General features: G+C 44.2%; 10 protein-coding genes and 1 tRNA gene. 7 read left to right on the plus strand and 4 right to left on the minus strand.

Translation table 11 applies throughout. The features are described 5' to 3' along the window. Positions 1–28 precede the first annotated feature (28 nt). Positions 29–2,542, minus strand: a complete 2,514-nt coding sequence (locus F8C82_RS11850) for a M1 family metallopeptidase (protein ID WP_151693800.1) — start codon at positions 2,540–2,542, stop codon at positions 29–31. Between the two features lie 42 nt (positions 2,543–2,584). Here F8C82_RS11850 and F8C82_RS11855 point away from each other — a divergent pair, with 42 nt between their 5' ends. After that, positions 2,585–3,091, plus strand: a complete 507-nt coding sequence (locus F8C82_RS11855; protein ID WP_151693801.1) for a biotin/lipoyl-containing protein — start codon at positions 2,585–2,587, stop codon at positions 3,089–3,091. A gap of 10 nt (positions 3,092–3,101) precedes the next feature. Beyond that, the gene (locus F8C82_RS11860) at positions 3,102–3,593 is read left to right on the plus strand and encodes a DUF4399 domain-containing protein (RefSeq protein WP_223279548.1); all 492 of its coding nucleotides are present in this window, start codon (positions 3,102–3,104) and stop codon (positions 3,591–3,593) included. Between the two features lie 84 nt (positions 3,594–3,677). Here the strand turns inward: F8C82_RS11860 and F8C82_RS11865 are convergent, their stop codons facing one another. The 3 genes from F8C82_RS11865 to F8C82_RS14760 all read right to left on the minus strand — a co-directional run bounded on the left by F8C82_RS11865 (position 3,678) and on the right by F8C82_RS14760 (position 5,876). Then, positions 3,678–4,067: an acyl-CoA thioesterase gene (locus F8C82_RS11865; protein WP_151693802.1), complete on the minus strand. Its 390-nt coding sequence runs from the start codon at positions 4,065–4,067 to the stop codon at positions 3,678–3,680. Between the two features lie 85 nt (positions 4,068–4,152). Further along, positions 4,153–5,646, minus strand: coding sequence for a DUF4153 domain-containing protein (locus tag F8C82_RS11870; RefSeq protein WP_151693803.1), 1,494 nt, complete (start codon positions 5,644–5,646; stop codon positions 4,153–4,155). A gap of 71 nt (positions 5,647–5,717) precedes the next feature. Beyond that, a complete protein-coding gene (locus tag F8C82_RS14760; RefSeq protein ID WP_170266246.1) occupies positions 5,718–5,876 on the minus strand; it encodes a hypothetical protein in 159 nt (52 codons plus the stop codon). Between the two features lie 175 nt (positions 5,877–6,051). Between F8C82_RS14760 and F8C82_RS11875 the strand changes: the two genes are divergently transcribed. The 5 genes from F8C82_RS11875 (at position 6,052) to F8C82_RS11895 (ending at position 12,999) form a co-directional block, all read left to right on the plus strand. After that, positions 6,052–7,887, plus strand: a complete 1,836-nt coding sequence (locus F8C82_RS11875; RefSeq protein WP_151693804.1) for a hypothetical protein — start codon at positions 6,052–6,054, stop codon at positions 7,885–7,887. 84 nt (positions 7,888–7,971) lie between these two features. Next, entirely contained in the window at positions 7,972–8,892 is a 921-nt protein-coding gene (locus F8C82_RS11880) for a PfkB family carbohydrate kinase (RefSeq protein WP_151693805.1), read from the plus strand. Between the two features lie 24 nt (positions 8,893–8,916). Continuing rightward, positions 8,917–9,663, plus strand: coding sequence for a UDP-2,3-diacylglucosamine diphosphatase (locus F8C82_RS11885; protein WP_151693806.1), 747 nt, complete (start codon positions 8,917–8,919; stop codon positions 9,661–9,663). 108 nt (positions 9,664–9,771) lie between these two features. After that, positions 9,772–9,845, plus strand: a tRNA-Asn gene (locus F8C82_RS11890). A 178-nt stretch (positions 9,846–10,023) separates the two neighbouring features. After that, positions 10,024–12,999 (plus strand): T9SS type A sorting domain-containing protein, encoded by a 2,976-nt coding sequence (locus F8C82_RS11895; RefSeq protein ID WP_151693807.1) that lies wholly within the window; start codon positions 10,024–10,026, stop codon positions 12,997–12,999. Position 13,000 lies beyond the last annotated feature (1 nt).

Here is a 13,000-nt window from a genome sequence, read left to right on the forward strand (position 1 = left end):
TTCTTTCTATTGCGTCAAAGTTACGTCCTTATTCAGAGTCTAGTAGCACTTTGAGCTGGCTTTCCCATCTTTTGCGCTCATTCAACTCTTCTTCAGATAAATCTGGGTTTTGAAGTTCACGTTGAACTCCGGCTCTAGCGATTCGAATTCCGTAATTAAAATAGCCCTCTGCATTTGAGTTGCCGCTTTGAATCTCACGAGTCACGGAGTAAACGCGCTGGAAGTCGGATTCGTTCAATTGAATCATATATTTTGGCAACCACAAGTGAATAGACGGTTGACGTTCTACCCCGGCAGTGTTCAAATAGCCGATTACTTGATCTGGTGTTGAACGACTGGGATCTTGTAGCAAGGCTATGTTGATACTGGTTTCCAATCCGCCGCGAACCTTTCCTACATGCGCTCTGGCATAAGTAAGCGCTGCCGCTTCATCCAATTGTATCCAAACATCAAAAGCGCCGCTTTTAGCTTCATAAGATGTTTCGGTTTCTGTCGCATTCGCATAGAATGCCGCATCACCCTCTCCGTATACCTCATGCCAAATTTCATAGGCTTTGGATCGAATGGCGGTGTTTTCATCTGTCAACAATGCACGAACTTCACTCTTCACCTTGTTGGCCTCAACAGAATCCAATTCTGGAACTTTGCGAAGTGACATCATTCGAATGGCATGGAAATCATCCTTCAAACAAATGCGAACAATGGTACCCATTCTAACCACATTGGTGCTGAACAAGGCTTCCACAGCTTCATAGCGATCCAACATGCGCGGACCATTCGCCAATTGGTGCAATAAGAAATCTGCAGGTTTGTTGTCTTGTATATCCGCCAACAAGTATTGCTGCGCATCGAAGTGCACCAAGAATGGTTTCGACATCACGTCAAAGCGGAACTCTTGAACTTCTCGATCTACAATAATATCATAGGTTTTCACACCCAAACTGGTATGAACATCCACTTGAACAGGAAGACGATAAAGCGGCACTTCCGACAAGTCTTGGGTCTGTGTAACCGTCATGATCTGTTGGCCTGATTCTCTATCGTATTTGTGTTCAATCTGAAGAATAGGGTGACCTTTAGCCAAGAACCATTGGTTGAAGAACCAGTTTAAATCCAATCCAGAAACTTTCTCGAAAGCTAGTCGCAGGTTGTGAATTTCCACTGATTGATATCGATTGTCTTCCAAGTAAACGCGAAGCCCTTCAAAGAAAGCCTCATCTCCCAAAATGGTGCGAAGCATGAGAAGTACTCTACCTCCTTTGGCATAGGAATGTCCATCAAACATTCCCAAAACCGATTCGTAATCGTAACGAATGAGGTCAACGCTCTTGCCTCGATTATACTCGCGGAAATATCCTCGAAGGTCGTTGTACGAATGCCAAGCTCCTTCGTCTTCACCGTACATGTGCTCTTTCCATAGCACTTCACCATAGGTGGCAAAAGACTCATTGAGGGGAAGGTTGGCCCAAGATTCACACGTCACCAAATCACCAAACCAGTGGTGGAACATCTCGTGACTCACAACGTCTTCTCCCGTTCCATCTGCCCAAGAAAGACTATCACCGTACATGAAATCGCCAAAAATGACTCCTGTTGTGTTCTCCATCGCTCCGCTCACATATTCGCGAACGGTGATTTGATCGTACTTCTGCCAAGGGTAGGGAGTACCGAGAATTTCGGAGAAAAAGGTGAGCATTTCTGTGGTGTGTGGATACACCTTACGTGCAACATTTGCATATTCTGGCTCCACATAATAATTCACAGGGATGCCATTCCACTCATCCGATTGCGAGGCGAACTCACCTACGGCCATCATGACCAAGTAAGGAGCGTGCGGCTGATCCATCAACCAAAAATCTGTACGAGTACCATTGGAGTTGTTAGTGGTAAAATCCAAACGACCATTGGAAACCGTAGTGTAGCTCTTCGGCACAGTGATGGCTATCTCGTGTGTCATACGCTCATTCGGCTGATCTACCGTTGGGAACCAAACCGAATTGCTAGCGGGCTCCCCTTGGGTCCACACTTGTGGCATCCACCCATTTTCATCGTGAGTGGGGTTGATAAAGTACAATCCCTTCGCTTCCGTAATGGCAGCTCCACCTTCCACCTCCAATTCATTCGGCTTTGAAACGTAAACGATCTTCACCTTCATCGATTCCGAACGATTTAGCGTTTTACCGGCTGCAATCTTCAAGGTGCGACCATCATACTCGTAACCCAAGGTTTTATTCCTTCCCCCTCCAGATTCCGCAATCGATTTGATCTCCATGCCTTGAGCATCGAGAACAAAAGTGTCGAGTTCATAGAAATAAGGCTTCAGGGTGAGAACCGCTTCACCATTGAGGTATTGATGTTCCCAATCAAAGGAAACCTTCAAATCCATGTGAACAACGTCGGTTGTACGGGGTGCTGAAGCGTGATAAACTGCTGTGTTCTCTTCTTTCGAAGCTGTGATGCTTACTTCTTCAATTTCTGCACTCTGTCCATTGGCGAAAAGACTCGCGGTAAACAAAGTGACTAGGAGGGTGTTCTTCTTCATATCATCTCATGTAGAGCGGCGAAAATTAAGTATTTTTGATGCATGCTGAAGATTCAATCCAACGATAAAACATACGAGGTTGTACCAAACCGCCAAAATGCAGCGGCAGGAACGATCAACGGTAAGGAGTACACAATGGACATTGCAAGTCAGGATGGCGGGCGATTTAACGTGCGTTACGGCGACGGTTCATTTGAGGTTGAACTCCATGATTTTGATGCTGAAACCAAAACGGCAATCCTCGCTGTAAACGGTATCATGCATGAGATGACGATGCAAGACGACATGGACTTGTTGCTCGACAAATTGGGCATGAGCGATGCGCTCGTTCAAAAAGTAGGCGACGTAAAAGCTCCAATGCCTGGACTTGTATTGGACATTCGTACTTCCATTGGTGCAGAAGTAGCAGAAGGCGATCCTCTTCTCGTTCTAGAAGCAATGAAGATGGAGAACGTTCTCAAATCACCAACCGCGGGTATTATCAAAAGCATATCGGTAGAAAAGGGTCAGGCCGTAGAAAAAAATCAGATCCTACTTTCATTTGAATAATCACAACTATATGAAGTTTCAAACACTCACATTGGCTGCTGTTGTAGCCATGATGGCATCTTGCAGCAATGCAGATTCTAACAACGAAGTATCAACAGAAGAGGCTCCAGCGATGGAGGAGGCTACGTCAACGAACATGCAGTCTGACGATCCACTCGCGTACGAAGAAGGCGCTCGTGTATTCTTCATGACTCCAACGGCTGGCGAGGTAGTTAGCTCACCGGTTCACGTGGACATGGGAGCTGAGAACATCGAAGTGGTTCCTGCGGGAGAGTTGTCTTACAACACCGGTCACCACCACATCATCATCAACAAAGGACACATCTCTAAAGGTGAAACGGTTCCTGCTGATGAACAGCACATTCACTACGGTCAAGGTCAGGTTGAAACCGAACTCGAACTAGAGCCGGGCAACTACACATTGACCCTACAATTTGCCAATGGCTTGCACCAGAGTTACGGTGAAGCCCTCAGTGAAACTATTGAGATTACGGTAGAGTAAAAAAAGGCCCCGCGATGCGGGGCTTTTTTTTGGTTATTCATTTATGGCACCATGCTTTTCGCTCCTACTATTGTCAAAAGTTCCCTAATCCTTTACCCTATCCTTTGCATATTCAATCTTTGTCTTGCCGTGCGGAGTGGGCTTTCCATCTTCTCCCACATTCACAAAGACCATCTTGTCAATTTGAAGAATGGTTTTTTGCGTGAGTTTGTTGCGGACCTCTACTTGGATGGTAAGTGAGGTGGTTCCAAAATGCGTGGCCACCATTCCCAATTCAATGATATCTCCTTGAACGGCTGATGAAACAAAGTTGATCTCTGAAATGTATTTCGTCACGACACGCACATTGTCCAATTGAATATGGGCGTAAATGGCTGCCTCTTCATCAATCCACCTAAGTAAGCTACCGCCAAAGAGGGTTCCATTGGGATTAAGGTCTTCTGGTTTGATCCATTTTCTGGTATGAAAGCGCATATTCTACGTGTTTTATTCAAAGGTACTCCATCCTAGATCGAACCAAACATGATATCAATCAGGGTGATGCACGAATAGATGGAGTTTAATCCAATGCTGCCGTCTCTTCGGCTCGCACACTCATAATCTGCTTGAGCTTCAGATAGGCTGAGTGGCGTGAAGGTGTCCAACTGGGCCAACCGGAATCTTCATACTGCCGAAGAAACCTCATCGTTCGATCGTCAAGCTTCGCCATAAAAGATTCATAGTCATTGCTCACCCAACGGGTCGTGTTGGATGAATGCGCCGTTAATTGTTGTTGAATGACGTCTAGGTTTTCATAGAGGATAGGAAAAGCATCGGGCTCCAAGTCCAAGTAGTAATCCACATCCACCTCGTTAGCTACAGGATGATTCAAATTGTGAATCGCCGTCCATCGATTCCAAGGTACGATTGCGCAAACTCCCAAAAGCAACAGTGTGAAAGCCGAGGTCCTTCTCGTCACCCAAGCCAAAGAATACAGACGATTAATCTTGAAAATTACAGCCAGTAAAGCGGCGAACAAGACGGTTGTAAAAATCAGCACTCCCAATCGCAGCGGTGCCAAACCGTGAAACCCGATGTAGTGAAGCGTTCGAATAGCTACAGAAATCGTGAGGATGATATTCTGAATGGTCCAAAGAGATGCAAGCTGCACAAGGCGTTTATTCGCGGGGTAGTAATTCAAATTTCCACGGAAGAAATACAGCAGAATTGCAGCGGAAATCATAGTAATGAAGATGAGATAGCTCACTCCATGATGGACGAATTCCTTCAAACTGAACTGATCGGCCACATAGAACTGAAACCAAACCCACTTCACATCAATAAAATTCGCCACCGCGAAGAGGATATTCAGCATAGCGAAAAGGACTACGGCAATCTGGTATTCCATTTTCAAATCGAGCATCTTCCCTTCATACCGCCTCTTCTTTCTGTATAAAGTATTCGAAGAATTTAAGGCGAAAATCTCGTGACGCTTTCCCAAAATCGCCCATCGAACGAGGAACAATCCCAACACCATAAACGCAACCCAGGTAGTATTGATACCCTCAAACCAATTCGCGAAATGAGCAAAACTGGCATGATGCATTTCTTTAAAAATGGGATTGCCATTCACAAACAGAGCATAGAACACGACAAATATGGCAACAGGTACGGCCGCAATGGTCACCTTCCTAAAGACCGGGAATCTCCGCCTTTGAGCGCGGGGAACTTCCGGCAACGCAGGGTGCCACGTATTCAATGAGAAAAACGAGAGTACACTGTTAAAGCCATTCTCAAGTACTGAAGATTGTTGATTGGCGATATACCCTGCGTAGGTCACGAATGTGAGAAACATGGCAACCACACTAAAGACGCTGTGGAAAGACAAAAGCCCTACAATAGATGCGAGATAAGGCAGCAAATAGAGCCACTCATCAACGCCAAGCGGCTTAGCCTTTCGGAGGAAGAGTAAACTGGATGCCGAAAAGATGATCCCATTGATTCCAATACCCTCATTCCAAAAGAGAATATGGTAAGCGATTAAGAAGCCAAGGTAGGTGAGTTGACGTTTCATGAGTGTAGGTTTGGACTCCTAACGACCTCACAATCCGCGCTATTATCACAGGAAATGTTAAACTGACGGAATTAGGCCTCTACCCACTCCCCTTCGTACACGCTCTTCTCCGCTTCAGACAAGTGCAATGCCTTCGTCGCTTCGTAGTAATTCAACCCACTCTCCTTGCAGTAGCGCAACATTCTTCGCGTTACAAATTGATCTAAACCGCGCTCTTCTGTAGTGACCATAACTCACGAGTTTTAATTCAACACAAGTTTAAACTCTCTGTATAAAGCACGATACACAGTTGTGTTAACCGTCTGTAAAACAGGTGTTTTTGATGCAAAAGTTATTCACAGGTGTTGATAAATCTATCCCGTGAAATAAAATCTACCTTTGATCATTACCGATACTTTTTCACCGATGACTCTCTTTAAAAGCCTAGCGTGCGCAGCCTTTGCACTCACTCTTTCTTCTTGCAATTCTGATGACACAACACCCTATCAAACACTTGCAGACATCGTTGAAACAGAACCCCAGAACATCTCTTTCAATGCAAATGAAGATGCAGTGATTGAAGGGCGTGAAGGAGTGGTGATTGCCATTCCGAAAGGCGGATTAATAGACAAGTATGGTGATATAGTAACTGGACATGTTTCTGCCGTGTTAGTAGAAGCCCTAACCCCATCAAGCCAGATCTTGCATGAATTGGCACTTTCAAGAGGTGACGAAGGATTCGAGAACATCGGCGCCATTCAATTGACTTTTACCTCTAATGGAAGTGAAGTATTCATCAATCCTAAGAATCCGGTTTACGCTGAAATTCCATCGACAGAAGTAGGACGTGACCTTATGGTCTATTCTGGAGAACGGAAATCAAACGGAGATATCGCTTGGAAGGATTCCACGACACTACCCAACTATCTAATAAACGTTCCTTTTGAGCTGCTCACCTTCACCCCTCCTAATTTTGAAAGAACGGTTCAGGACATCATTTGTCCTTCTACTGATTCTTCCTACGTAGCCTACAACAAAGACTTACAAATGGACGTGCTACTAACGGAAGCATGCGATGCGAAGTTCACCAAAGAAGAACTGGACAGCCTCTACTTCTCCATTGTAGGTTTCGAAGATGGATCACCGTGTTTCTATCATGACCCAGATAACGATGTGGAGTACCTAGCGTACCACCCTTGCAAACATATTCTTCCAAGATCAATCTTTACCATTCGCCAAAGTCCGTTCAACCAGACTTTTATCGCTACCAGAGAGTTTGAACAACGACTTAAAACCATTCATCAAACTCAGAATCGAGAGTTACTCGAAATCTACATCAACAATTTAGACAAGCACCTCTGGAAGGTAGACGAAATGGCCCATTCAAAAGCCTTAGAGCTATTTGGAGAAGAATCAGAATATTCCAAAAAGTTTCACAACTACGCCAATGAGAAGTTAACCAATGTAGCAGATGCTCCTCTATCGGCCAAACTGCTTGCAGCTTACTACGAACGCAAACTAGACAGTTTACAGCAGCAACAGGCCCGCTTGATTCAAAAACTTCAAACCGATGTCACTCAACAAAACAAGTTGGCGGATCAAATGGTGAAACAGTACGTGACCACCGTGGTAAAAAGGAATAGATACCGTCTCAAGAAATACGGATTTACCACGACCTCTTCCATTACACTGTTAACCAAGAAAAGAGCATACGCGAGAGTGGACCCCGTAGATATCAAGGTGAAAGTAAACCATGCGGAAAACATGCATCTCATACGTTCCTACATCGTATTGAACACACCTAAATCGATATTGAAACTCAATAACCTAGGCACTGGTGAATTCTCTAGAACCATTACTGTAGATGCGTATTTCAACACTTCAACCCAAACTGGAAATCAACTGGTAACTATAGGTTTCACCGACAATACTCCGTGGTTGAATATCCAACCTATTGAGCTTCATAAAGAAGACCAACTTATCCACATTTCTCTTGAAAAAACAAGTGATTCAGAACTGTCTTCTATTTTAAGGAAGCTTGACCAAAAGAAGGAAGAATTCAATAAGATTGAAGATGACATCAGGTATCATCTCACCATTCACGCCATGCATAGGGAACGTGAAAAACTCATCGCAGAGCAAACCCTAATCTGCAAATTATACTGTGCCATTCACGAAGTAGAGTTCAAGAGATACGACATGGATTGGATGGATCAAGTAGACACGTATACTCAAAGTGAACTGTATATCTCAAAACCCTAACCCTCCCTTTTCAGCACTCCGTGGGGATTTGTAAACCACGCTCCCTATCTTTGCCGCCGGTTTCATCCTTTAAACGATTTGAAAATGAGCTTACTCATTGTGGGCACCGTGGCCTTTGATGCCATTGAAACTCCATTCGGAAAGACAGATAAGATTCTAGGCGGCGCAGCTACTTACATCGGATTGAGCGCTAGTCGCTATCTCGACAAACAGAATTTGGTTTCTGTGGTGGGCGAAGACTTCCCTCAGGAACACATGGATTTGCTTTCCAATAGAGGTGTAGATCTAGGCGGACTTCAAATCAAGAAAGGTGAAAAGACCTTCTTTTGGAGCGGAAAATACCGCAACGATATGAACACTCGCGACACACTTGACACACAGTTGAATGTGTTGGGAACCTTTGATCCTATCGTTCCAGAAAACTACAAGGACTGTAAATACCTCATGCTTGGAAACCTTATGCCAAGCATTCAGCAACGCGTTCTCGACCAGCTCCCTAACCGTCCAAAGTTAATTGTACTCGACACCATGAACTTCTGGATGGACAACTTTTGGGACGACTTGATCGACGCTCTTAAAAACGTAGATGTCCTCACCATTAACGACGAAGAAGCTCGTCAGCTTTCCGGCGAATACAGCCTTGTAAAAGCCGCAAAGAAGATCTTGGGCATGGGTCCTAAGAACGTGATCATTAAGAAAGGTGAGCACGGAGCGCTTCTCTTCAACCATAAAGAAGTATTCTTTGCTCCTGCCCTTCCGTTGGAAGAAGTGTTTGATCCAACCGGAGCGGGCGACACTTTTGCAGGTGGCTTCATCGGCTACTTGGCAAAGACAGACGACATCAGTTTTGAGAACATAAAGCGCGCCATTATTCACGGTTCTGCCATGGCTAGTTTCTGCGTAGAAAAGTTCGGTACAGAAAGACTTCAGGGTGTAGACGAAAACGAAGTAGAAGAGCGCTTGAATGCGTTCATCGACTTGGTTCAAGTTGAGATGGCCCTTTAATCAAATACTAGCGCTGCACCACGCATGGGCGACCGCATTTACTTCATATCCGACCTCCACCTTGGTGCTCCCGATTACGAGAGCAGCAAAGTGCGCGAACTCCGTTTCGTCCGATGGTTGGATGAGATAAAAGCAGATGCAAAAATCCTCTATGTTGTCGGCGATTTATTCGACTTCTGGTTCGAATACAAGCACGCCGTTCCCAGAGGGTTTACGCGCGCCATTGGCAAACTGGCAGAGCTATCCGATATGGGAATTGAAATCCACTTGTTTACGGGCAACCACGACATGTGGATTTTCGATTACCTCCCCAAAGAAATTGGAGCCACTCTGCACCGCGAACCCATCGAACGCGAATACAATGGCGTAAAATTCTACATTGGCCACGGCGACGGCTTAGGTCCGGGCGACCACGGTTACAAGTTCCTCAAGAAGGTTTTTGCCAATCGCTTTTTACAGTGGTGTTTTGCCCGCTTGCATCCCAATTTCGGCATCGGCTTGGCCGACTACTTCTCCAAGCGCAGCCGAGCTCAAACGGGAGGCGAGGATGCCGTTTTTAAGGGAGAAGAAAACGAGTGGTTATACCAATACTGCCAAGAGGTTCTTGAAGATCGCCATTTCGACTACTTTGTATTTGGCCATCGTCACCTTCCCCTCGACCTCAAAGTAGGCGAGCATTCGCGCTACGTCAATTTGGGAGATTGGATACAATATTTCACCTATGGCGTATTTGACGGAAACACACTGGAACTTAAGAAGGACGGGGAGTAGGCGAAATATTTTTTCCATTTTTCAATCAATAGTGTTGTACAAAACAATCCGCTGTTGTAATATTGCAGCCGCTTTGACAGGGAAACAACCTCAATAAGCTTAAAATATTCCTCCTTAGCTCAGTTGGTTAGAGCATCTGACTGTTAATCAGAGGGTCCTTGGTTCGAGCCCAAGAGGAGGAGCAGAAAGAAACCCAGCACTACGCTGGGTTTTTTTATGCCCGACGGTTTGGGCGAGAAGTTGAGCTTGCGAAATGCTGACCATGGCGTCTGTGAGGTTGAGCAGAGTATCATCCACTATGAAGCAGGTGCTGTGAGGAATACGAATTAGATTCCTATTTTTGGAGAAACTTCGCCTCTCATGCTAAAATTCCTTGTTGGATTCTCACTCTTCATTTTGACATTCTATTCAGCGATGGCGCAATCGCGAACCTTTGCTAAGGTTCCAATTCCGGGTCAACCTCTTTCCAGATTTGATGCCCCAAAAATTGGTGGTTTTGGTTTTGGCGACTTTAATGGCGATGGTTATGACGATGCTGTAATTTCCGGCCAAGGTGTAGGTTATGGTCCAGAATACGAAACATCTATCTATCTCAATGATGGAAGAGGAAGCTTGTCTGAAGGACCTTATCAATGCTTACCCGATGCCTGGGGTCGTCCTCATTTTGCTTGGGATGTTGACAATGATGGAGACGTAGATTTGCTCGTTTGTAATTTGAAAAATGATGTTTCAGCAGAGTTATACCTAAACGATGGTACAGGCTTATTTGATTTAGATACTGCAGTTGTATTTCCAGTGCTTTTTGGAGCAACTGTTTTTGTTGAAGATGTTAATTCAGATGGCGAAAAGGACATTTTAATAAGTGGAGCCCAAAACTCAAACGGAGGAAACTTAGTTTTTCACCTATATACTGGAAGTGCTAATGGTTCTTTTGTTAGTCAGAACAACTCATTTGCTCCTGTCTACCGAGGGGCGATGGATGTTGGGGATTTCGATGCAGATGGAGATAACGATCTTGTTGTAGTAGGAGAATCTAATGGTTTGCCATTGCTCAAGTTTTACTCAAACCAAGGTAACTTGAACTTCACTGAAATCACGCATTTTATGTGGCCAGCTAAATCGCCAAGTAATTATACCCCTCTGGAAAGGGCAGATGTGAAATTCGGAAATATTAATGGAGATTCTTATCTCGACTTGGCAGTGATTGGGATAGATCATAATGGCGACTCTAGAACCTCAGTATACACGAATAACTTAGGCAGTTCTTTTACGGAAGTATCAATCCCGCAACTGGCAGACTTGGAGAGTGGAGAAATTTATTTGACTGAAGTGACTGGAGATACACTCAATGATATTGTCATTCGCGGTCAAATTGATTTTTGGAACAAGGAGGCCGCTGTGATAAAACAAACGGCTTCGGGCTGGGTTCTGCTTCCAAATGTTGGCATTGATGTTTTAGAGAGTGGGACTTCTGCTATGCATGATATTGATAATGATGGCGATATGGACTTCTTCTCTGCTGGAGGTTACCGTACCCCTCATGTAATCACCAATACAAAGCAAATTACTCGGCAGTACATGAATGAGCAAGATGGGACCTTTTCTTTAGCTCTAGGAACACAGTTCAATTCCAAGTTTGCTTCTTATAAAGCCTTTGCCGACTTTAATAGTGATGGCTATCAGGATTTTATTCTGTCAAGACAGGTTCTTCCAAGTTCAAACTCGGTTTCCATATATCTTAATAATCAGAACAATACGTTTACTGAAACCCCAACAAGTATTTCACAGCCCGTTACGTATGTATGTGTAGCAGATTTTAACGGAGATGGATTTCAAGATTTGGTGGCTCCTTCTAGAACAGGGAATAACCGGCTAAGTGTATTTTTTGGAACCTCTAACCTAGGAGTTTACTCCAGTCCTGTAGATTACGCATTGTACGACTATGAAGGTGGTTTGCATCTAGCAGATATAAATCAAGATGGTCACATGGATATTTGCTTTTTCGATAAAATAGGGAGTAATAATCCATTTGAGTTGAAGTTTTTGATCAATAATGGTTCGGGAGTTTTTGCCTCTGCAACTACTGTAGATGCTCCAATTATAGATCGACTAAATGCAGCGGTTAAGTATGCAGATTTTGATGGGGACGGAGAGCTAGACGTTTTTGTAACGAGCAGGTTGCCCTATACTGGAGAAGCTCACCTTTATTTGCAGAATTCCTTCAGTTTTGCAGAGGATACAGCCTTTACCTTTCCTAGTGTTCCAGCCTCTGATGCCAGAACCGCTGTTGGTGATTTTGATGGAAATGGTTTGTTAGACGCTCTAATCATAGGTGATCTTAATGGAGGAACAGGAGGGGGAGTCAGTCACTTGCTCTTTCAGGATTCTATTGGGTATTATTCTGCTCATACATCATCTGGCCTACCCGTTTTAGAATGGGGTACTTTAGATACTGCAGATGTTGATTTGGATGGCGATTTAGACCTCCTATACCTAGGTTATCATGATCCTGATCGAACATATAGACATGACGTTTATATTAATGATGGAACAGGGACATTCAGTCCAGGCGAGTTTGTGGATATTCATATGGTCCAGAATAGCTGGTTCATGGATACTGATAATGATGGTGACCAAGACATCGTTCAAGCAGGTTATGCTCCAGAAATAAGTGAAGAGATTGGAGCGGTAATCGAGAATAAGTCTTGTAGCGTGCAAAATTCAACTACTCAGCTTTCAGTTTGCGATCCATATGAATGGCCTATAACAGGTTGTACATATTCTTCTTCAGGAGTTTATTCCTACTCACACTTTGATGGCTCAGGTTGTTATGTTACTCAATCTTTAGATTTAAATTTTGAAGGCGCTTCAGCCGATGTTCGTATTCAACCTGATACAGGTCTGTTCTCAATTGGACAATACGAATCATATCAATGGTTTTCATGTGACAGCATTTTAATGCCACTACTTGGCGACACTGCTCAGTCGTTCATTCCATCAAAATCAGGTCAATATGCATTGGTAGTAAGCAATGGATCTTGTTCCGATACATCGGAGTGCATCCAATTCAACTTTTTGAATGTTGATGAGTTTAGAAGAAACCAGATTAGTATTGCTCCAAACCCTACCTCAGGATTGGTCTATATCCAGAACCTGCAGAGCACTTGTAGTTACCGTTTGTATGATTCGCGTGGTGTTTTATTACAGAAAGGTTTCGTTTCACGAGATTCTGACTCTATTCGGATTTCGTCGCAACACAGTGGAATCTATGTTCTATACTTGTCTGATGCTGAAAGGGGCCTCACAGAAGTGCACAGGGTAATCCTAACAAGATAGT

This window comes from Phaeocystidibacter marisrubri (genome assembly GCF_008933165.1).
GTDB classification, from domain to species: domain Bacteria; phylum Bacteroidota; class Bacteroidia; order Flavobacteriales; family Schleiferiaceae; genus Phaeocystidibacter; species Phaeocystidibacter marisrubri.